Below are 23,421 nucleotides of genomic sequence, written 5' to 3'. Positions count from 1 at the left end.
CATGTTTGATAGACAATAAAGCAAAATGCTTAGCAGTATTAGTTCGTTTTAAATAATCTAACTTATCTAATTTCTTCTAAGCGGTAATTACCCGCACCAGAATACGAATAAACAACATAACGATAGTAACCTGAAGATGCTTGATAATTTATAGACTCTGTTGAAGTCGGCGACTCAGACAAGCCAACTTGTTGCCAACGGCCACCTTGCCAACGCTCAATTTTCAAATCAAAGTCTGCAGAGCTTGGGCCTGTTAGCTTTAAGCTTATGTTCCCCCCATCATACTGAAACCAACTACCGTTTGGCTCTACAGCTTGTTGTTTATTAGCTAAATAGCCTGTGTAAACAGTACCTTTTGGCGGTTCTATCACTTGCTCATTTACTTTAAAACTGATGGTTTGCGCTGCAGCACTAATGTTTGAAATGTTTAAGCCCGAGTCACTGCCATTCCACCAAAGTGAATTAGTGCCTCTTGAGGTTAGTGCATTAGGCAAAGTGTTTGAAAACTCACCTGCATAGTCAAATAGGTCCGAACTATCACCGCGATTACGTTTATTTTCTGGATCGCGATTACCATCTGCGTGCTCCATTTGAATATAGGGCTTCCACTCATTTGAATTATTACCGGAGCTATCGACATGCCAAATTGCTAACCCTTGATCTGGCTGCTCTGAGTTCTGCTCGCTTTTATGAATGGCTTCGATATAAAACGCTTCATTACGATTACTTGGGTTTGTCCATTTATATGACGCATTAGAACCTGAAGTATGACTGAGCGTGCCTTTTGGTGCGTCTGCATTGATTGCTGGGTTTAATTCAGTAACGGTGTCCCAGCCTGCGATTGCTCGAAAATGCGCGACTGGTGGGGTTGGTTTAAAGCGGTTTGTTTGCCCTATTGCGCCATATCCCATTACACCAAAACTGGCGACCGAGCCTTCTGAGCTGCCATCGTAATCGTATAAGTCGGGCCAATTTGTGATTAAGTGCCCAGATTCATGCACAAAGGTGCCGATTGATAAGCTACTGCGCATGTCGGTGATTTGATAGCGGTCGGTACACACACCGTCGGCACAAAATCTTGGACTGAGTCTCGCCATATGCGGCCATAAACCTTTCGACCAACTGCTGTCTGAATTACCTGCATAGAAAATGTTTAAACCACGAATTTGCTTACTGCTGTTGGTAGTGAGTGTCGAAAAGTCAAAACCTTGTTGATACTCAAGCCACTCTAATGCTTCTTTTATCAACTCTTGTGAGCGAACTGTTGAGCTTAAGCTAGAGTCGGCATAATACGCTTTGTTCTTTTTCGCCGTGTAGTATTGCGTGACAGTGTTGGTGTAATCAAGCTTTCCACCCGACACTTTTGTGAAGTAGCCTCTTACAGATTGTGCATTGCCAAACTCGGTGTAATTGGCATCATTTAGAAAACGCTCAATTTGGGCTTTACTGATCGTGCCACGCTCATCAGGAAAGTCGATAATAATGGTAAGGCCTTTCACCTGCCCTGATATTTGCGCATCGACCTGTGTGGTTTGCATGCGTGATTGTGCTGAGTGTGTATGTGCAACATGCTCGCCCAGCATGCGCTGCTGTTGCGCTTCAACTAAACGCTGTTTGGCTTCGGTGCTTAGCCCTGCTTGTTGAGTTCGAAGCTGAGCACTTTGAATGCTCAACTGATTTTTAGTGCTGACTAAGATGCCAGTTGAGATTAACTCGCTCCCCTCGTCATTTAATTTGGCATACGCTATTCCCTTTGATGCGTTATCAAAAACTACGAGGCGACCATCAGCCGTTCTTTGCTCTGCGTAATAGCTATTACCATTGAGTGTTAGTGTTATCACTTCACCGTTAGGTTGAGTGAACTGGTATTGCTCATTCTTATATGGAATAGCGGCAAATGCCGTGCTGCTGCATAGCAAGGTTGCTAATGCGGTGTGTTTTAAGTTCATGATTATTCCTTTCAGTTAGTTGTCCCCAAATCGGACAAACAAACTATTAACCTAAAATTTACATTTAGCAAATCTTTTATTAAGGAATTGAGAATATTACCCGACGTAAAGTCGGTGCTGCAGTGCTAAACAACCGGTAGCAGCAAATTCATTTCGCGTTTTATGTGAGTAACGCTTACCCGACATAAAGTCGGTGCTACCGTGCTAAACACCCGGTAGCAGCGAATTATTTCGCGTCTTATGTGAGTAACGCTTACCCGACGTAAAGTCGGTGCTACCGTGCTAAACACCCGGTAGCAGCGAATTTATTTCGCGTTTTATGTGAGTAATGCTTACCCGTCGTAAAGTCGGTGCTACCGTGCTAAACACCCGGTAGGAGCGAATTTATTTCGAGTCTTATGTGAGTAATGCTTACCCGACGTAAAGTCGGTGCCACCGTGCTAAACACCCGGTAGCAGCGAATTTATTTCGCGTTTTATGTGAGTAACGCTTACCCGACATAAAGTCGGTGCTACCGTGCTACCCCCTCGGTAGCAGCGAATTTATTTCGCGTTATTTAAGTAAATACAATCCCAATAGGAATATTCTGATACATGTTCGCACAAGCCTTTTCTCAATGGGTTAGTAACAATATATCTAGCTTGATTTAACAGCTCTTCTTCTCGCCTTATACATGTATCGTAATACCCTTTTTGCCAAACCTTACCTGTTACGGTATTTCTTAAAAGAGTCGCAGTTCGTCCTTTGAAAAATTTGATTACTTGCCCCAATTCAAGAATGCCCCCCAGTTTAATCAATAAATGAATATGATCTGGCATTATTGTATAAGCAATCACTTCAGCATATTGTTTATCTTCAAGTTTATATATTTCTTGACCTAAAAGCTGGTTAACGTGCAGTTGGGTGAATATTTGTTTTCTATTTTGAGTCGCTATAGTGATTGCGTAGTACCTTCCAGAGATTGATACTCTGCCTTTTCGAAGATTTACGGCTGAAAACATTAAGAAAGTCCTTTTAGTAAAAACAATCTAAAAGTTTAGCCATTAACTTTTATTTTTCCTGTTCACTCTTTTACCCCACATAAAGTCAGTGCTACAGTGCTAAACGCCTTGTAGCAGCGAATTTATTTCGCGTTTTATGTGAGTAATGCTTACCCGACATAAAGTCGGTGCCACCGTGCTAAACACCCGGTAGCAGCGAATTATTTCGCGTCTTATATGAGTAACGCTTACCCGACATAAAGTCGGTGCTACCGTGCTACCCCCTCGGTAGCAGCGAATTTATTTCGCGTTTCCTGCGTGTAACGCTTACCCGATGTAAAGTCGGTGCTACCGTGCTAACCCCCCGGTAGCAGCGAATTTATTTCGCGTCTTATGTGAGTAACGCTTACCCGACGTAAAGTCGGTGCTACCGTGCTAACCCCCCGGTAGCAGCGAATTTATTTCGCGTCTTATGTGAGTAACGCTTACCCGACATAAAGTCAGTGCTACCGTGCTAAACACCCGGTAGCAGCGAATTTTATTTCGCGTCTTATGTGAGTAACGCTTACCCGACGTAAAGTCGGTGCTACCGTGCTAAACACCCGGTAGCAGCGAATTATTTCGCGTCTTATGTGAGTAACGCTTACCCGACGTAAAGTCGGTGCTACAGTGCTAAACACCCGGTAGCAGCGAATTTATTTCGCGTCTTATGTGAGTAACGCTTACCCGACATAAAGTCGGTGCTACCGTGCTACCCCCTCGGTAGCAGCGAATTTATTTCGCGTTTTATGTGAGTAATGCTTACCCGACATAAAGTCGGTAGCACCTGTGAATGTTTTAAAAAGTTTCACGATTATGTGGCGCGTTAAAATCTAACTCAGGACCATTTGGGATCACCCCAGTTGGATTAATGGTCTTGTGACTCGCGTAGTAATGCTCCTTGGTGTATTCGATATCAACGGTGTTACTCACTCTCGGCACCTGGTACAACTCTCGAACATAATTGCTGATATTTTCGAAGTCTTTCAATTGAGTACGATTACATTTGAAATGACCAAAATACACGGCATCAAAGCGGATAAGTGTCGTGAACAAACGCCAATCAGCTTCGGTGATTTGCTCTCTAACTAGATAACGATTTTTGCTTAAATGATCTTCTAGCCAATCTAGACTTTCAAATAAAGCATCATACGCTGTGTTATACGCTTCTTGTGTCGTTGCAAAACCAGCTTTATAAACGCCGTTATTAATGGTGTCATAAATGCGTGCATTCATCTGGTCAATTTCAGGTAATAAAGCTTCTGGACTGTAGTCATCTGTATTGCCAGTGAGTTCATTAAACGAAGTATTAAAAATACGAATGATCTCCGCCGATTCATTGTTGACTATGGTTTGGGTCTTTTTATCCCAAAGGATTGGAACCGTGACGCGGCCTTCATAACTTGGATCTGATTTTAAATACAGCTCATAGGCATATTTGAAGCCATAAAGTGGGTCTTTTTCATCATCAAACTCCCACCCATTTTCTAGCATTTGAGCTTGTACAACGGTGACATCAATTAAAGACTCAAGCCCTTTTAGCGCCCTAAAAATCAATGTGCGGTGTGCCCAAGGACACGCTAAAGAAACATAAAGGTGATAACGGCCAGCTTCAGGTTGATAAGGGTTATCACTGTCTGTGCTAATCTTGTTTCGAAATTTACTGTCTTGGCGTTTAAATGCACCTTTACTTTCTTTGGTGTCATACCACTTATCAACCCATTTGCCATTTTGTAATAAACCCATAATAAATCCTCTCAATGCTTAAATTTTTTGCTTTAAAGAAGTCACATATGAGCGGTGACTTCTTTACTTTAATTTTTGCGCTTTATCATTTTTCGAACTTATATTTCGACTTTAGTTACTGGCAGTTTGAAGCTGCGCTTTACCTTGGCTCGTCAACTTAGTCGTTAAAACACGGTCTAGCGAAAACTTACCACCACCTTGGAATACCAAGGCAACGCTGATAGCAAACAGTGACAACGCAAATTCATACCCATTGTTCGACATAAATAAACCGTTTTGGAAATGCACTGCAAAAATGGCCACCAGCATAGTAAAAGCAAGTGCAACAGCAGTTGGTCTAGTAAGTAAGCCGACTAATAAAAAAATTCCGCCGAAGAACTCTGCGCTTCCCGCCATAAGTGCCATTAAATAGCCCGGCGCTAAGCCGATTGACTCCATCCATTGGCCAGTGCCTTCAAGGCCATAGCCACCGAACCAAGCAAATAACTTTTGTGCGCCATGGGCAATAAATAAAATACCTGCGACTACGCGAAGTGGTAAAGCTGATAGTTGCTCGTCAGTTTTTAGTACGTTTAGTAAAGTTGATGTGTTCATTTTGCTGCTCTCTTAAGTTTAGTTAATTGTGTTTCTCTGAAGAAGTGAGTTCATTATAGGTAAGCATTAGCAAACAAATAACTGGCAGAATTTGACAAGTTAGTTCAAAATATTTGAACAATAAACTTAAATGTATTTTTAACTGGTATGCAGCACTCCCCTCTTACATTAGAAGCTTTACTGGTACTCGATGCCATTGACCAACGTGGCAGTTTTGCCAGTGCTGCTGAGCAACTTAATAAAGTTCCATCAGCTATTTCGTATATTGTGCAAAAACTCGAAGAACAATTGGGCGTGACCTTATTTGTGCGCCAAGGTAGACGCTCAGTGCTAACCCCAGCAGGCCTGCATCTTCTTGAAGAAGGCCGCAAAGTATTACTCGCTGTAGGCAAATTGACTGAGCAAACACAGACAATCGCTCACGGTTGGGAGCCCAAAATACGTATCGCCATTGATACCATTGTCGATGAACACAAAGTATTTAAAGCCTGTCATACATTTTTAGCTGAGCACGAAAACATCGAACTAGACTTTAAAGAAGAAGTGTTAAACGGCACTTGGGAAGCATTAATAGAAGATGAAGTTGATTTGGTGATCGGTGCATCAGATCCTATTCCAGCGCAGCAAGGTATACGAGCAAAGACGCTGACTGAGTACCATAGTGTTTTTGTTGCAGCGACAGAGCACCCGCTTCATGAGCTAAGCAGAACGATAGAGTCATCTGACATTTTTAGATATCGCACTGTGGTTGTGCACGATTCTAGCCGAAATGTCATTGCAAAGTCCTCAAACATCATTGAAGGCTCAAAGCATTTATACGTTAGCAATTTACAACAGAAAATCTGCGCCATTGAGGCAGGTGTCGGTGTTGGCTTTTTACCAATTGATCAAATAGGTGCTCAGATTAAATCAGGTACATTAAAAACACTCACCTTGGCAGAGCCATCAGTACCGCAATCATTAAATATTGCCTGGAAAGTAGTAAATAAAGGGAAAGGGTTAAAAGCATTAGTTGAGTGTATTGAAGCACAATTTAGTTAATCGCCTAGCAAAATATTATTTTCTTCTCAGCTGTGGTTATAAAAACTGTGTTGAAACTATTTATAACTGACCTATGCTTTTAGAATTAGCTAATAACTTTATACGAATTTATTGTGAAAAGTCGCTTTTTTGATATTGCAATTAATGTCAGTAAGCAAATGTCATTTGCTCATAAGTTTATGGCTATCATTGCCATGCTCTCTATTCCTTTACTGTTTCTGTTGATTGTTCTTTTAATCGATACCAATAAAAATATTCAAAAAACTCAAAAAGAAATACACGGCGTCAATTCTCTTGAGACACTCATCACCACCATTTATCAAATACAGGATTTTCGAGATCATGCTGTTTTACAAGAAGTGAATTTAGATGAACATTTAATTAAATTCGTTTCAAAAGAAAAAGAAGTAATAACAGAGAAAATCAAATTGTTGTCCACTAGCTTATCTGAGCAAAAAACAAACAGCAATATGATCCGAACACAAATTGAAAATGTCAAAGCTGAGTGGCAGCAATCGAATCAAACCGAAGCGATTATGCGTGGGGGGATTGAATCACAGTTTCTTCATTTTGATAAAGTGGTACTTGAGCTTCAACTTTTGGCAAAGATCATCACATTTGAAAGTGCCCTTATTCATGACGATAACCCTGTCAATTTCTACCTTATCAACAACTTTGTTAATGAAACACCTAAAATTTATAAAAATATCGGCTTTCTTCGTGCTACAGGGGCTTATGCTCTGAGTATGCCCAGTATCGATAGTTACACATATCACACGTTAGAAAAGTTCGCGGCTCAAGCAGAAGACAACATAGCATTAAATAATTACGCATCTACTCACATCTCTGTGTACCTCAATAAAGATTTTAACATTAAAAATGGCCTGCAAGAGCAGCTAAACAGTTCTCAAAAACTACTAAATTACACTTATGAACAAATATTGGATGAGCCAGATACACTTCCAACTTGGAGAGAATATTTGGATTTTTATTCGAATGAAATAAACAGAATGCGTAAGTTTGACGCTCAAGTTTTAGAGTATGTTGAAACGCGTTTAGAGATTCGATGCGCTGAGCAAAGGTTTAAATTTTTTGCATTGCTAGTTGTCACACTCTTGTTATATCTGGTTGTAATTTATTTTGTTTATGGCATTTATCTTCAGCTTAAAGCAACTTTGAGAGATTACTCACAAAAAGCAATGACATTAGCCAAAGGAGATTTAGATACTCGGATTGATGACCTATCTAAAGATGAATTTGGTGACTTAGCAAAGACATTTAATGAGATGGCAGAAATTATATCGGTTAATCAAAGAAAATTAATTGAAGCTGAAAAAATTAGCTCACTTAGCAGAATGATCTCTGGTGTTGCGCATGAAATCAATACACCACTTGGCATAATTATCACTAGCCATAGTTTATCTAAATATTCTCTAGAAAATCTCGAGCAACTCTTTAAAAAGGGAGTATTAAGCGCTGACGATTTGAAAGAATTTATATCATCTTGCAAAGAAGCCGACTTACTAATAGATAGAAATCTCGACAAAGCAGTCAATTTGATTGAAACATTTAAGCAAGTAAATAGCTCTCTAAATGTTAGTCCGCAAAAAGGGGTCGAAATTAAATCACTGATTGAATTCGCTTATTTACCTATTTCAGAATTAAACCAAGATGTCGAATTTATTATTGATGGAGACGAATGTGAGATAGACACTGATGTCAATTTACTCACTCAAGCACTAAGCAACATTATTGAAAATGCAATCGAACATGGGCTTGTAAAGCAAGATCTCAAACAAGTAAAAATAGCGATAGAAAGTGATGACGATAAATTGTACTTGTCTATTTCTGATAATGGCACCGGTATTTGTAAAGACGAGATAAACCAGATTTTTGAACCCTTTTACACCACAGATCGAATTAAAGGTAAAGTTGGGTTAGGTATGCATATCGTTTATTTAATCATCACACAATCTCTAAATGGCACTATAAAAATTATTAGTGAAGAATGTAAATACACTCGACTCGATATTAGCTTACCCAAATATCGTGCTGACTGCGAAGAAATTGACATAGACTTAGATAACTACCTTTAATCTATTTTAATTAACCTAGTGACAAAAAAGAACGAACTATTTAACTCAGACAGATGTTTAAAAAGCTTTCTATTTATGTAGTTTATAATCCCAAAAAACGCATTAAAACAACCAGCATGAGCTTGTCTAAACATGGCCTTTTATAGAATATTACTTGGCACATCTAAACCTGCCTCTAGATAATACCGCTATCAGGCCAATAATCACCTAGGCACAAACTAATCCTTTTAAGTTTTTTACATATTTTACTTTTAAAGCTCTCAATCTTACGAAGATAAATTTCGAATACTCGATAAATTAATAGCTCTTTATTTAAGAATATAGGAAAGTACGCCAATTTAGACGCTCTACCTTAAATTATATAAGAAGAAAAATTAATCGAGAGAGGTTTATTTATTTTGCTGTAAACTGACTTTGATAGTCCAATAGAGTAATCATGAGTATCACCAAATTAAGGTCTACTTCATCGGATCCCAATGGTGCCGGATACCACTCTAGATAATAGAAGTAGAAAATAGCCAGCCAAGTAAAGTCACAACCTACCTGCTTAATTAAAACTTTAAGAATTGCAAGCAATAAATCGAGAGCGAGTATGAACCTAGCAAACTTGTATCTCTTTCATTAATTTGAACAAAACTTGCCCAGCACGATAAGCATGACTAAATTTAATACAGTTAACTACACATTTAATGTCGCTATTGGGGTAAAAATTGGTCAGATCTATATCAATTAAGTTTCTCAGTATTGTTCTATCGATCTATTTAATGCTGACTTTAATAGTGACAGCTATTCATATTTACGTTGAATATCGTCATGCACATGAGGAGGTTTACACTGTATTTGAAGCCTCTGAAAATACATTTAAGCATATTCTAGCTTCTGATTTGTTGAACTTAGATTATGAACAACTTAGCACTAAAGCAAAGAGCATTATAGGATTGCCTCACATCACTGGAATTATAATCAACACAGATCAAAATGAATCTATTGTAAATATAGGAATTACCTCAAATAACAAATCTCAAGACAATGCCCTTATTTCTCATGCATTTCCTCTGACCATTTCTGTCAAAGACACAATAACTGAAATTGGAAAGGTAACCTTTTACTCAGATACCGATTTTATTTTTAACAGCATCCGGCAAAGTATTGTGCTTCTTGCTGTCAATGCAGCGATAAAAACAGCCGCAGTTTTTTTATTGATTTCAGTTGCTTTTAAAATGCTCTTAACGACTCCACTGGGACAATTAGCTAAACAAGCAAGCGAAATAAATCCTAATAACTTAGACAATTCCATGATCAGTGTTGCAAAGAACCATGAAGATGAACTGGGTACTTTACAATTTGCACTTAACTCGATGATTAAAAAAACTTCTGAAGCATTTGCGAGCTTGGATGCATTAAATAAAGACCTTGAAAGAATTGTAGAAAAAAGAACTCAAGAGCTACAAGAATCAATCACTCAACTTAACGAGCAACACGCCCAGCTTGAAAATGAAATAGAAGTCAGGCATGAATCAGAATTAGCATTAGCTAAATCACTCACGGAGCTCAAAAACGCTCAATCTCAACTGATTGAATCAGAGAAAATGGCTGCTTTAGGTGGGCTTGTTGCTGGTGTTGCACATGAGATAAATACGCCAATTGGACTCAGCTTAACAGGTATTTCTCACTTTCAAATAACAGTAAAAGAAGTCGCCAAGTTATTTGATGAAGGTGAACTAGAAGAAGATGACTTCACAAGATTTATTAATGAATCTCAAGAGTTATCCAGTACGATACAAAACAGCTTACAACGTGCGGCTGATTTAATTAGAAGCTTTAAACTTGTTGCAGTTGATCAATCAGCCGAAGAAATCCGACAATTTGACATCATTCAATATTTAAATGAAACCATGGTTAGCCTTAAAAACAAGCTTAAACAAACCAAAGTTGTCTTTGAGGTCAATGCTGAATCAGCACCATTAATCATTAATAATTACCCTGGTTCTTGGGCGCAAATTTTTACAAACTTGATTCAGAATACGCTGATACATGCTTACGCACCTCAGTCAGAAGGAAAAGTAGAATTAAACTTCTATACTAAAGAAGAAAGCTTAATTTTTGAGTTTATTGATGATGGAAAAGGAATGACTCAAGAAACCGTCAATAAAATATTTGAGCCTTTTTACACCACTAATCGTGCCAATGGTGGCTCAGGCCTTGGTATGAATGTGGTCTTCAATATAGTTAGACAAAAAATGCATGGCACTATAAGTGTCAAAAGTGATTTAGATAAAGGTACAAAGTTCATAATAAATGTACCTATTGATATTAAAATAAACTCAGAAGGTGAAGAGAATGGGCTTATTTAAGAAATCTTCTAAGCCGAAAGAGGCGCGCAAAGCACCATGGAAGGTTCTAATCGTTGATGACGAGCCTGATGTTCATGCTGTAACGAAATTAACTTTGAACCGGTTCGAGTTTGACGAAAGAAGCCTTGAATTTATTAGTGCATACAGTGGAGAAGAAGCAAAGAAAATTCTCTCTGTTCAGAACGAAATAGCACTCGTTTTACTAGATGTAGTAATGGAAACGGACGATGCTGGTTTAAAAGTTGCGAAGTTCATCCGAGAAGAGCTAGATAATCATTTTATACGAATTATTTTACGAACGGGCCAACCTGGCCAAGCACCAGAGAGAACGGTGATCACTAATTACGATATAAATGATTATAAAGACAAAACAAGTTTGAGCAGTGATAAACTATTTACCGTTGTATATACTGGTTTGCGTGGTTTTAGAGACATTCAAGATATAGAGCTTGCTCGAAAAAAGCTAGAAAATCACCGAGAAGGTCTAGAGAGAGTTATTGACTCAACAGCGAGTTTATTTCGTATTCGCTCCATTCAAGAGTTTGCTAGTGGCTTATTAGTACAGATAGCAGCACTTCTTCATGCAGATAAATCAACAGCAAAAAATAAAAACAACTTTGCTGTAAGAAGAATCGACGATGAACTTCAATTTCTAGCAGGTACTGGTGCTTATTGTCCGAAAGAGGGCAACCTTGTAGAGCCACCTGAAAATATTCAAGCAATGATTGAGAACGCCTGTAATAGCCGTAAAAGTGTCATTGAGAATGATTGCTTTGTCGGCTATTTTGAGACAATTAATGCAGGAGTAAACCTCATTTACTTAGAGGGAATTAATCAAATAGATGAATTGGATAAGAAGTTGCTTGAACTTTTTTCTAATAATATTTCAGTCGCTTTTGATAATTTAGAGCTTGATAAAGAGATCTTTGAAACTCAATCAGAAATTATAGAAACCTTAGGCGAAGTAGTCGAAAGTCGCTCAAAAGAAGCCGCTAATCATGTTAGGCGTGTAGCGCACTTATCTCGAGCTTTAGCACTTTGGATTGGCTTACCTGAAGAGCAAGCGCAAGAACTATACATGGCCTCCCCAATGCACGATGTTGGCAAAGTTGCTATTCCTGATTCTGTTCTTTTAAAACCAGGTAAGCTCACCGAAGAAGAATTTGAGGTTATGAAAACGCATGTAAATATTGGCCATGAAATTTTTGCTCGCTCGAAACGTCCAACATTAAAAGCAGCAGCTATTGTAGCTGGTCAGCACCACGAAAAGTTTAACGGGCTTGGATATCCGAATGGTTTGAAAGGTGAAGATATTCATATCTATGGCCGTATTGTAGCACTTGTAGATGTATTCGATGCCTTATCACATTCTCGCTGCTATAAAGAAGCTTGGCCATCTCAAGATGTTTTACAGAAACTTGAAGAAGAAAAAGGACAACATTTCGATCCTGACTTAGTCGATGCTTTTGTCAATAATATGGATGAAGTTAGAAAGATTATGGAAGCTTACCCTGATTAAGCATTAAAATTTTAATCACGAAGAAACCGAGCATATCAAAAATGCTCGGTTTCAATTTCTAGGCCACCAACTGCTGGTACAACACTCTTGCTGCAAGTAATAAAAACGCAGTACCTAGTAACTTATCAATCACAGCTTGTTTTTTAGTTAAATCAAACTTCTCTCTTGCTTTGGCACTGGCAACCGATACAAAGAAGTACCACGCAGTATCAATAGCCAATACAGTGCCGCACATTAATATGGCGACAGTGAGCGTCATGGCTTCTGGTTGTATAAATTGTGAAAACAAGGCGATAAAGAAGATAGCAAGCTTAGGGTTTAAGAAAGCAATGGCAAAGCCATCTTGCGCGGCTTGCTTATAACTCGTTGCACTCGATTGAGCAACATCTAGGCCTGAAGACTTACTGGTCAAAATTTTATATCCCATATACGCTAAATACGCAGCGCCTGCGTAAACCAGCGTTTGAAATACGATAGGAAAATGGGTAATTAAACTTGCTAAACCTGCTATAGATAACGCAGCATAGATACCAACGCCAACACCGTGTGCAACACTTGCTGCGATGCCATGCCCTGCACTGTTATATAAAGAATGACGTAATACGACAGCCAGACTCGGACCCGGTGACATAGCGCCTATTGCGCAAATAGTGGCTAAGCTTAGCCAAGTTGTTAATTCCACAACATTATCCTGCATAATCAAAATCGCGGTTAGTCTAACGACCTCACTGTAACTGAGCAAGTTATCTAATTACCCTCAGATAACTCACATCTAAACAAACTCGAGTAAAAATATTAACAGTATGTTTTAAATGCTATTTTTGATTTAGTTAACCTTCTAAAACTACCCCAAGAAAGGAACATAATGATTTACACATCCGTCTGACAAGCTTATTATTGCAAATAATAACAGTTACTATTTGCAATAATATATTCCATGACCTCTATTCTCCTCATTGAAGACGACATTACACTCAGCAATTATTTATCAGACTTACTGAAAAAAGCAGGCTACCTCGTTGAACAATGCTTTGATGGGGAACATGGTTTTAATAAAGCCAAATCGGAGCAACATCACCTCGTATTACTCGATAAAATGCTGCCAAAACTTGATGGAGTCACTCTGCTTAAACAATTAAGACAAGTAAGTCAGATCCCCGTGATCATGGTTTCGGCCAAAGGCGCTGAAGAAGAGCGAATATTGGGATTTACTCATGGGGCTGATGACTATGTCGCCAAACCTTTTAACAGTCAAGAATTACTTCTTCGTATTGAAAGTCTATTACGCCGTGCCAAGCCCGACATAGAAAGTAGCAGCCAAGAACATATGCACTTTGATGGCTTATCTATAAATGTGAACACACAGCAAGTACACCTTAATGATGTACTTTTAGATTTTACCCCCATACAATTTAAATTATTGTGGAACCTGCTTAGTAAGCAAAACGTTATTATCCCAAAAGCGGAGTTGCACGAAGCTGTATTAAATAAAAAACTGGGGGCATACGACCGCAGCATCGACATGCATTTAAGCCGTGTAAGGCGCAAGCTTAATGAAGCCGGTTGGCAAGGGGATCGCTTACAAACAGTCCATGGCAAAGGGTACTGTTTTAAATGAAACGTAAGATTTTCTGGAAGCTGTTTTTTATCCTTGCAACAGGCCTAGTGACATTTTTCTATTTGGTTCACACCATTACCTTAAAAACCGAAGAGAAAATGAGCTTTATAAAAGCTGAGCATAGAGCTGAGTTAAGGGCTTGGGGCGAAAAAGCAGAGTCATATTACGTTCAAAAGGACTTTGTTGGATTACAAAAGTACCTTCAAGACATAGAGCAACAAGAGAACGTGTGGGTGTCTGTGGTCGGTTTTAAAGCTGAGCAATTTGCGGGTAAACCTTACGATAAAGACATCGTTGGTTATTATCATTTTGGGCGCAGCATTGATTGGAAGATCCACCTCTACTTTTCTGATAACCCGATTATGGAGTTGCCTTTTCAAGAGTATGGCGCCAGTTTTCTAATTCGATTACCTGAGCGAATGCGACCGGGCACGCATTGGTTAACAACGAAATTTGCTCTACAGATAGTTATTCCGATGGCGCTACTAATATTACTCACCTTGATTCTATATAGGCACATTATTACGCCATTACACCGCCTCGATAATGCCACCCTCGCATTCAGCAAGGGTGACTTATCAGTTCGAGTCGGCCAACACTTTGCTAAACGTGATGATGAGTTGTCTCACCTTGCCAATACGTTTGATTCAATGGCATCAAGAATTGGAGAGCTTATCGAGAATCAAAGGCAACTCATAGCTGACTTATCTCATGAGTTGCGAACGCCATTAACTCGTTTAGATATTGCCGTTGAGAACTTTGACTCGAGTAATAGCTCACAGCATTTAGAACGTATTTCAAGGGAATCTAAGCAAATTAGAAAACTTGTTGAGAATACCCTCACTTTTGCTTGGCTCAAAAATGAACAGCCCAAAATCAAGCAGGAACAAGTAGAGTTAGTTGATTTACTCGATGTCTTGATTGAAGACGCCAGATTCGAGTTCGCCTGTAAGTTCATAGAGAGTGAACTACCGAATTCTGCAGTGATCTCTGACTCAAGTCATAAAGCACTCTGCCCAGCGATAGAAAACGTACTTCGCAACGCCCTAAAGTACACGCCATGCAAAGAAACCGTTTCGGTTAGACTCACACAACAGCAAGATCATTACCTACTAGAAATCAATGATTCGGGTCCTGGGATCCCTGAGCACTTGCTAGATAAAATCTTCGAACCCTTCTTTAGAGTTGACGACAGCAGAATGGCTGAAAGTGACAGCTTTGGCTTAGGGTTAGCATTGGCTAAACGTCACCTTTTAAGTGTTGGTGCAAATATCTATGCCCTTAATCAAAAAGGCGGCGGCCTCAGCGTTAAAATCACCATTCCAAAGTTGCAAATGTAACAGTTGTAAAAGTACTACCAATCACAATTGCAAATAGGAATAATTCTGATTTAGAAAATATCAGTAATTAGAGATGTCCCATGACTTTTAAAGCGACTCCTGTGTTCAAAACAAAAATACTATCTACCCTTATTGCCGGCTTATTGAGTACTCAAGCCCTTGCAACCGAAAAAGACACTGACAACAAAGACATTGAAAAAATTGTCGTTGTCGGTGCAACAACCAACTCAGAAATTACGCCTGAGCAATTAGATAATTACCAAGCCAATGATTTAGAAGATATCTTTAGAGCGACCCCTTCTATTACGGTTGGCGGTTCACTCGGTATTGTACAAAAGGTATTTGTACGTGGCTTAGAAGACTCGATGATGAACATCACTGTTGATGGCGCGCCACAAACTAGTACGCTTTTCCACCACGTCGGCCGTGTGTCAATTGAGCCAGAATTATTACGTAGTGTTGAAGTACAAGCGGGTGCTGGTGAAGCAACAGCTGGCAGTGGCGCAGTCGGTGGTGCCATTCGTTTTAAAACAAAAACTGCAAACGACTTATTAGATGCGGATGAGCAGTTTGGTGGATTGGCAAAAGCGAGTATTTTCTCTAACGATGGCAACAAGCAAAGTGTTGCATTATATGGTCGTGTTACTGATTCAGTGAACGTGTTAGCGTCTTATGTAAATGTCAGCCGAGACAATATGGAAGATGGCGAAGGTGATTTGATCCCTGGAACAGGCTCAGATCAAACTCTGGGCTTTGTTAAAGTAGATGCCGAAATTAGTGACAGCCAATTTATCACTGTAAGTTACGAAACACGCGAAGAAGAAGGCGAGTTTGGTAAGCAAACAAACTGGGTTCAAACCATTGACGCACCACTATTCAAAACATGGTCAGATCGTGAAACTTTAGTGCTAAACCATGCGCTTTATTTAAACGAATTCGTTAACTTAGAAACCACGCTTTACTCAACTGAGTCTTCTTTAAAGCGCGAGCTTTACACTTGGAATGCAGGTATTAAGACCACAGGTTTCGATATTAGAAATACCAGTGACCTAGGCGATCACGTTCTAACCTATGGTATTGAACAAAAGAATGATGAAGTTAATTCTGAGTCATACGAAGCATTTGGCGGCAAAGCAAACGAAGACGGTACTGTGACTGGTGTGTATGCTCAGGACCATTGGCAAATTACTCCTGACCTATTACTCAGCTTTGGTGTACGTTATGACGCCTATGAGCTAGACCACACAGGTCTTGAAGCAAACTGGGTTAAAGTTGATGGCAAATGGGTTGTTGAGCATGATGCGCAAGGTAACCCTGTCACAAAGAGCAAAGACTTTTCAGTTAAAAAACAAGACGGCTTTAGTAAAAACATCGGATTTAAATACACATTAGCTGAAAACATTACCTTGAGCGCAGGCTATGCAGAAGCCTTGAGAGGCCGCCAAGTTGCTGATGCATTTACCGCAGGTGAAGTAAACGACAATCCTGAACTCGCGCCTGAAGAGGTAGAAAACATTGAGCTTGGCCTTGAATACAACGATGGCACATGGCTATTCGAAGCATCTGTTTACCAGAGTACTATCAATGGTGTGGTATTCGATAAATTCAAAGGTCGTGAAGGCGTTTTTTACGAAAATATCGGCGACTTAGAAAGCAAAGGTGTTGAACTTGTTGCAGGCTACCAAACAAATCAATTTGATGTGTTAATAAGCTTTAACCATAACGATGTTGTACTAAATAATATGCCATTTATTTGGCCTGATAGTTCAGTAGAAGGCGGCAAAAAGCAAGTCATTCGCAATAACGTAGATATTAATGCCTATGAGTATGGTGGACTTGGTAATGCTGTAGGTGACGCACTGAATATCAACTTTAATTATGAAGTAACAGATAGCATCAAAACAGGCTTTAATTTTAAGTATGTTGCGGATTTAAATGATATCGAAGTAATGCACCGCTCTTTAGAATTAGGCTGGGTAGATGAGCTAGGTAGCATCGATAAAGAAGGCTACAACTTAGTTGACGTATACGCACGTTACGAACCAACTGAGCAGTTTCGTTTTGACCTTTCTATTCAAAACTTATTTAACGAAACATACCGAAGCCACGGCAGTGTTGGCGACTTTAGTAAGTTTGGTAAGGGCTATGAAACATTAAAAGGTATGTATGAGCCTGGCCGTGATATACGCTTAAGTGTATCTTATCAGTTTTAAATTTGCTGGAAGAAAATCAAAACTTAAGGCATTTAATGATTTAAACTGTAATCATATAAAAGAGAGTTTAACCCTAGGTTGAACTCTCTTTTTTATACTCGGTTAAAATCAAGTTCTGTGATCTGCTGCAAAACCACCTTGTGATTTACAAAGGGAAATTAGCACATCGCCCTCTTCCCAAGAGCTTAATTGCTTACTCCATAAAATGTTAAATGGATTGCCTGCAACAGGCTTATGGCATGAAATATGGCCGTAATATTCAGGGAAAGAATTAGTGTATGCAGAAGCCGACACAGATATACCCATTGTCATGGCTGCAACAAAGCTCGTTAGTAAAGTTTTCATAATGATTCCTTATAAATTATTTTTATAGAATGTTGTTAGAGATTAAAAATTGTTCCTTTTTTAATCTCTAGCTATAAAACCATACCTACTTTGTTATTGCAAACGCCTAGGTGATCCTAACTTTTCATTAAACTTTTTGACCTCACCTGTTTTCATTAAACAATAAACCGCTGGTAAGACAATCAAAGTAAGCAGCACCGCACTCGACATTCCGCCGACCATAGGTGCTGCAATTCGACTCATCACTTCAGAGCCTGTGCCATCGCCATATAAAATCGGTAACAAGCCTATAATGATGGTTGCCACTGTCATCATCACAGGTCGAACACGTAACCCTGCGCCATGTAAAATGGCTTCTAAATAATCAGATTTACCAATGGCTGTGCCTTTGGCTTTGTGTTCATCTTTTAAATCTAGCAGTGCTTGATTCAAATACACCAACATGATCACACCTATTTCTACAGCAACACCAGCCAGAGCAATAAAACCAACGCCAACAGCAACCGAGAAATTAAAACCTTCGAGATACATAAGCCATAATCCACCGATCATCGCCATCGGCAATGTTGCGATGATCACCACGACTTCGCTCAAACGCCTGAAGTTTAGGTAAAGTAAGATGATAATAATGGCCAGCGTTAATGGCACAACATAGCTCAGCTTCTCTTTGGCACGCTCCATGTACTCATACTGCCCGGCCCAATTAATTGAATAGCCAGCAGGTAACTCAAGCTCTTTGGTAAGTAACGCTTTGGCATTTTCAACATAATTGCCGACATCAATGTCTTCAATATCAATATATGTCCAACCATTTAAACGGGCGTTTTCGCTCTTGATACCCGGCGGACCATTTTCGATATAAACATGCGCGACATCACCCAATGCAATACGCTGGCCTGTCGGCGTCACCATCGGCATTCGCGCTAATTGCTCAGGTGAATTACGGTAGTCTTGCGGATAACGCAAGTTCACCGGATAACGCTCTTGCCCTTCAACGGTTTGGGTTACATTCATTCCCCCAATGGCTGTTGCAACCACTTGCTGTACATCGGCGATATTTAAACCATAACGGGCCGCCTTGATACGATTGATATCAACCTTGATATAACGACCACCAGCAACGCGCTCTGAATATACTGACGCCGTGCCGTCCAGTTTAGGTAAAAGCGTTTCGAGCTGTTGACCAATATCTTGAATAACATCGAGATCTGGCCCTGCCACTTTTATGCCTACAGGTGTTTTAATGCCCGTTGCCAGCATGTCGATACGAGTTTTGATTGGCATAACCCAAGCATTGGTCACACCGGGTAATTTCACCAATGCATCCAGCTCTTTTTTCAAACTCTCAGTGTTCACGCCCTCACGCCACTGTGATTTGGGTTTTAACTGAATAAAGGTTTCGATCATTGTAAGCGGCGCAGGATCGGTGGCGGTTTCAGCACGGCCCACTTTACCAAATACGTTCTCAACCTCAGGAATAGTTCGAATAAGCTTGTCAGTTTGCTGCAACAGCTCTCTGGCTTTACCAATCGAAATGCCCGGATATGTCGTTGGCATATACATTAAATCACCTTCATCTAAAGGCGGAATAAACTCGCTGCCGATCTTATCTAGTGGATAAAAGCCAACTACTGTAACTGCAATCGCCGCTAAGATTGTGGTTTTTGGAAAACGTAAAACGCCTTTCAGAACTGGCATATAGATCGTAATCAGTAATCTATTCAGCGGGTTTTTACACTCAGGTAGTACCTTACCGCGAATAAAGTAGCCCATTAAAACAGGTACTAGGGTGATCGCTAAACCGGCAGACGCTGCCATGGCATAGGTTTTGGTATACGCAAGCGGCGCGAACATGCGCCCTTCTTGTGCTTCAAGAATAAATACTGGTAAGAAGCTCACGGTAATAATCAGCAAGCTAAAAAATAACGCTGGCCCTACTTCACTGGCGGCTTTGCCCACCACTTGCCAACGGTTTTCATCGGTAAGTGGGGTCTTTTCCATGTGTTTATGCATGTTTTCAATCATTACAATGGCACCATCTGTCATCGCACCGATGGCAATCGCAATGCCGCCTAACGACATGATGTTGGCATTAATCCCTTGAAAATACATAACAATAAAGGCAACTAAAATCCCCATAGGTAAGCTTATCACTGCCACAATTGAAGAACGCAAATGGAACAAGAAAGCTGCACAGATCAGGGCTACAACTATCAATTCTTCGGTGAGTTTACCCCAGAGATTATCGACTGCTCTATCGATTAAAGCTGAGCGGTCATACACAGTGACAATTTCAACGCCCTCAGGCAAGCCCGCTTTTAGCGATTCTAATTTAGCTTTCACGCCATCAATGGTTGTTTTGGCGTTTTCGCCAAAGCGCATCACCACAACGCCACCAACCACTTCGCCTTCACCGTTCAGCTCTGCAACACCGCGGCGCATTTGCGGACCCAGATTGACCACGGCCACATCGGCAATGGTAAGCGCCACGCCTTTTTCATTCACACCTAATGGAATTTGCAGAATATCTTGCACACTTTGAATATAGCCCGTCGCGGTAACCATATATTCCGCTTCAGCCATTTCAAGCACCGATGCGCCTGTTTCTTGGTTGCCCCGCTGTAATGCTGTTTGGACGTGATTTAACGGAATACCATAGGCGCGCAGCTTATCTGGGTCGACTTGTACTTGGTACTGCTTCACCATACCGCCAACTGCCGCGACTTCTGAGACACCTGCTACAGATTGCAATTCGTATTTTAAGAACCAATCTTGAATACTGCGCAGTTGGCTAATGTCATGTTTACCTGTTTTATCAACCAATGCGTACAAATACACCCAACCCACGCCAGTGGCATCAGGGCCTAATTGAGGTTTTGCACTACTGGGTAAGCTTGGAGCAACTTGGCTTAAATACTCCAGTACCCTTGAACGTGCCCAGTACAAGTCGGTCTTATCGTCGAAAATAATATAAACGTAAGAGTCGCCAAAGAAGGAGTAACCTCGTACCGTTTGCGCACCTGGCACCGATAACATGGCGGTAGTAAGCGGGAAAGTCACCTGATCTTGTACCACTTGCGGTGATTGACCGGAGTAACTGGTTTTTACAATCACCTGTACATCAGATAAATCGGGAATGGCATCAACAGGGGTGTTCTTTAACGAGAACAACCCTGCACCAACCAAAATTAAACTCATCAGCACTACGAAGAAGCGGTTGCTGATAGACCAGCGAATAATTGCTGCGATCATATTGCCTCCTCGTGATTAGTGGTGTGCGTGTTCGTTCATCGGCATATCACCATCCTGCATAGCCTTTTCATCGGCTATTTTGTTGATGGCGATGACTTTAAAGTCTTGTGCGGTATCAAAAGTAAATTCGATATTATCACCCGCTTTGAACGTTGAAATATCCAGCTCATCGATGACCTCAAAGTCCATCGTTGCAGGCCCTCTGCCCCACTTTTCAATGGCTTCGCGACTGATATTGATAACACGAACGTCAAAATCAATGGCATTGATCACACCATTTACGGTGGCTTGCGTATCTGGCGCTGCGACTTCAACTTTACCCATAATATGAATTGCTGAAACCGGGTAACTGCCGTCATCTTGTTTGGTGATCTCAAAATGTAAACTATGACCTACTTCTAGCGCATCAAAGTCAGCTTGGTTAAGCACATCAAAATCCATCACCATTTGCGGCCATTGCCATGCTTCAACTGGCGCATGATCGATTGTCACACTCTGCTCTGCGTCAGATTTTGCGGTGACCACCCCTTCAGCCCACACAGAAGCTGGCTCTTCAGCAAACTCCATGCGTTTAAAGTCAGATGATTTACTCGATTCAGAGTCAATCAAGAATTGCGCAGATGTAACGACGATATCGCCTTCATTGAGACCTTCTAATACTTCAATTTGATCTTGATAGACTTGGCCAATTTGCACGGCAATAGACTTAAACTGCCCATCACCCAAAGCTAAGACCACGCGGTTTTGTTTGCCCGTTCTTATAACAGACTCGATTGGTGTAAGAATGCTATTTTGTTTTGCTTTACCGCTTATTTTCAACTGCGCATACATGTTTGGCTTGAGCACACCATCTTTGTTTTCAAAACGTAGACGTACACGTAGCGTGCGATTTTTTCCATCAAGGGTTGGATAAATGTAATCAACCTCACCATGCCATGCGCGCGCTGGCTGATAATCTAAGGTCATGTGCACAGGCAAACCAACCGTTACCGACGCTGCATCACGCTCAAAGACTTCGGCTTCAACCCAGACATTGCTCAAATCGCCAATACTCATCATGGTTGTGCCCGGTTGCACGTAATAACCTTCACGAATTTTTAAGTTGGCAACCACACCATTTTGCGGCGCATAAAAGGTGACATTTTGGCTGACTTTTTTATCTCGCTGTAGCTGCTCGATAAAAATATCGTCAATATGAAGCGCTCTCAATCGAGCCTTGGCGGCTTCTATTAACCCAAACTCTTTACCGCGCAAAGCGATTAAAAACTCTTGTTGTGCGTTTACAAGCTCTGGCGAATACAAGGTATAGAGCGCTTGGCCTTTTTTAACTTTTTGCCCAGTTGTTTTAACGAATAGTTGCTCAACCCAACCCGATACCCGCGGGTGAATATGTACGAGGTTGTCTTCATCATACTGAATATAACCCACTGTATTAATTGTTGGCTTAATGTCTCTCAATGTGACTTGCGCAGTTCGAACCCCTAAGTTGTTTATCACCTCAGGAGAGATTTTAATTGCACCCGGCCCGTGTTCATTTTCACTATTAGACTCTTCGTATACCGGAATTAGATCCATGCCCATCGGGGATTTACCAGGTTTGTCGCGACGGTAGTTAGAATCCATCGGCGCAACCCAATACAGCGGCTTTTTTTCATCACTTTGTTCAGCATGCACACTATGTTCTGTATTAGATTTCGAATAAAAGTACATACCGGCGCTGCCAGCTGCAATACCTAAACTGAGCAATACTGCATTGGTAATAAATTTCGACATCAGAATTGCTCCTTATAACTGTTCACTTCTGCGTATACTTCGTAGCTGCCATCTTTTTTTAGCAACAGCACTTTATAGGCTTGAAACCTTTCATCAATTTCCATCCCCGGTGAACCAAGAGGCATAGCTGGCACGCTTAAACCAATCGTGTTTTCTGGGGGTGATTGTAAAAACTGTTTAATGAATTTCGCAGGTACATGACCTTCAAACGCAAACCCATCGGCATGCACCGCGGTATGACACGAGCGGAATCTTGCTTCAATGCCATACAGACTTTTTATTTCGCTCATTTGCGGGTGCGAAAAGTTTTTGCCTTCGACCTTAATATTTTGGGAGGTGAGATGATCTAACCATAAGGTACAACAACCACAAGTAGGGGTTTTAGCGACCAATAGCTCTATGGTTTTGCTTTGTGCAAAACTGTTGTTTGAAAAAATACTTAAAAATAACGTGAGTGAAAAAATTAACTTTGAGAAAACTCGCATCGCCTGCGCTCCTAATCACACTAAAAACAAAACAATAAAATAAGTGATTAATCGGACACACACGCCAAATTTTAGGC

16 protein-coding genes are annotated in these 23,421 nt (G+C 40.5%); 7 read left to right on the top strand and 9 right to left on the bottom strand.

The annotated features are described in order from the left end of the window. Positions 1–62 precede the first annotated feature (62 nt). The 4 genes from ABMY35_RS18955 to ABMY35_RS18940 form a co-directional block, all read right to left on the bottom strand. Entirely contained in the window at positions 63–1,949 is a 1,887-nt protein-coding gene (locus tag ABMY35_RS18955) for a M6 family metalloprotease domain-containing protein (RefSeq protein ID WP_349287641.1), read from the bottom strand. A gap of 542 nt (positions 1,950–2,491) precedes the next feature. Beyond that, the gene (locus ABMY35_RS18950) at positions 2,492–2,950 is read right to left on the bottom strand and encodes a transposase (protein ID WP_349287640.1); all 459 of its coding nucleotides are present in this window, start codon (positions 2,948–2,950) and stop codon (positions 2,492–2,494) included. Between the two features lie 816 nt (positions 2,951–3,766). Beyond that, a complete protein-coding gene (locus ABMY35_RS18945) occupies positions 3,767–4,714 on the bottom strand; it encodes a glutathione S-transferase family protein (protein ID WP_349287639.1) in 948 nt (315 codons plus the stop codon). 111 nt (positions 4,715–4,825) lie between these two features. Then, positions 4,826–5,308 carry a DoxX family protein gene (locus tag ABMY35_RS18940; RefSeq protein ID WP_349287638.1) on the bottom strand — a complete coding sequence of 161 codons (483 nt, stop codon included), beginning with the start codon at positions 5,306–5,308 and terminating at the stop codon, positions 4,826–4,828. A 147-nt stretch (positions 5,309–5,455) separates the two neighbouring features. Here ABMY35_RS18940 and ABMY35_RS18935 point away from each other — a divergent pair, with 147 nt between their 5' ends. The 4 genes from ABMY35_RS18935 (at position 5,456) to ABMY35_RS18920 (ending at position 12,318) form a co-directional block, all read left to right on the top strand. Further along, the gene (locus ABMY35_RS18935) at positions 5,456–6,349 is read left to right on the top strand and encodes a LysR substrate-binding domain-containing protein (protein ID WP_349287637.1); all 894 of its coding nucleotides are present in this window, start codon (positions 5,456–5,458) and stop codon (positions 6,347–6,349) included. A 113-nt stretch (positions 6,350–6,462) separates the two neighbouring features. Beyond that, on the top strand, positions 6,463–8,445 hold the full coding sequence (locus tag ABMY35_RS18930; protein ID WP_349287636.1) for a HAMP domain-containing sensor histidine kinase: 1,983 nt from the start codon (positions 6,463–6,465) through the stop codon (positions 8,443–8,445). A 764-nt stretch (positions 8,446–9,209) separates the two neighbouring features. Then, a complete protein-coding gene (locus ABMY35_RS18925) occupies positions 9,210–10,799 on the top strand; it encodes a HAMP domain-containing sensor histidine kinase (protein WP_349287635.1) in 1,590 nt (529 codons plus the stop codon). After that, positions 10,786–12,318: a DUF3369 domain-containing protein gene (locus ABMY35_RS18920; protein ID WP_349287634.1), complete on the top strand. Its 1,533-nt coding sequence runs from the start codon at positions 10,786–10,788 to the stop codon at positions 12,316–12,318. The genes ABMY35_RS18925 and ABMY35_RS18920 overlap by 14 nt, the downstream gene beginning before the upstream one ends. Before the next feature lie 58 nt (positions 12,319–12,376). On the opposite strand, the gene ABMY35_RS18915 is transcribed toward ABMY35_RS18920, so the two are convergent. After that, a complete protein-coding gene (locus tag ABMY35_RS18915; protein ID WP_349287633.1) occupies positions 12,377–13,000 on the bottom strand; it encodes a LysE family translocator in 624 nt (207 codons plus the stop codon). Between the two features lie 255 nt (positions 13,001–13,255). Here ABMY35_RS18915 and ABMY35_RS18910 point away from each other — a divergent pair, with 255 nt between their 5' ends. The 3 genes from ABMY35_RS18910 (at position 13,256) to ABMY35_RS18900 (ending at position 17,489) form a co-directional block, all read left to right on the top strand. Then, complete coding sequence (locus tag ABMY35_RS18910) at positions 13,256–13,936, top strand: response regulator transcription factor (protein WP_349287632.1); 681 nt, start codon at positions 13,256–13,258, stop codon at positions 13,934–13,936. Continuing rightward, positions 13,933–15,276 carry a histidine kinase sensor domain-containing protein gene (locus ABMY35_RS18905; RefSeq protein WP_349287631.1) on the top strand — a complete coding sequence of 448 codons (1,344 nt, stop codon included), beginning with the start codon at positions 13,933–13,935 and terminating at the stop codon, positions 15,274–15,276. The genes ABMY35_RS18910 and ABMY35_RS18905 overlap by 4 nt, the downstream gene beginning before the upstream one ends. 80 nt (positions 15,277–15,356) lie before the next feature. Further along, positions 15,357–17,489 (top strand): TonB-dependent receptor, encoded by a 2,133-nt coding sequence (locus tag ABMY35_RS18900; RefSeq protein WP_349287630.1) that lies wholly within the window; start codon positions 15,357–15,359, stop codon positions 17,487–17,489. A 108-nt stretch (positions 17,490–17,597) separates the two neighbouring features. Here ABMY35_RS18900 and ABMY35_RS18895 read toward each other — a convergent pair whose 3' ends face one another. The 4 genes from ABMY35_RS18895 to ABMY35_RS18880 form a co-directional block, all read right to left on the bottom strand. Further along, complete coding sequence (locus ABMY35_RS18895; RefSeq protein WP_349287629.1) at positions 17,598–17,834, bottom strand: hypothetical protein; 237 nt, start codon at positions 17,832–17,834, stop codon at positions 17,598–17,600. A 93-nt stretch (positions 17,835–17,927) separates the two neighbouring features. Beyond that, positions 17,928–21,086: a CusA/CzcA family heavy metal efflux RND transporter gene (locus ABMY35_RS18890; protein ID WP_349287628.1), complete on the bottom strand. Its 3,159-nt coding sequence runs from the start codon at positions 21,084–21,086 to the stop codon at positions 17,928–17,930. Between the two features lie 15 nt (positions 21,087–21,101). Further along, positions 21,102–22,859 carry an efflux RND transporter periplasmic adaptor subunit gene (locus ABMY35_RS18885; protein WP_349287627.1) on the bottom strand — a complete coding sequence of 586 codons (1,758 nt, stop codon included), beginning with the start codon at positions 22,857–22,859 and terminating at the stop codon, positions 21,102–21,104. Continuing rightward, positions 22,859–23,344, bottom strand: coding sequence for a DUF411 domain-containing protein (locus tag ABMY35_RS18880; RefSeq protein WP_349287626.1), 486 nt, complete (start codon positions 23,342–23,344; stop codon positions 22,859–22,861). Before ABMY35_RS18880 ends, ABMY35_RS18885 begins: the two co-directional genes overlap by 1 nt. Positions 23,345–23,421: the final 77 nt, after the last annotated feature.

Origin of the sequence: Pseudoalteromonas sp. BZB3 (assembly GCF_040104455.1) — a bacterium.
GTDB lineage: Bacteria > Pseudomonadota > Gammaproteobacteria > Enterobacterales > Alteromonadaceae > Pseudoalteromonas.
The sequence above is the reverse complement of the archived record's forward strand: the minus strand, read 5'-3'. Positions and strand labels throughout refer to the sequence as shown.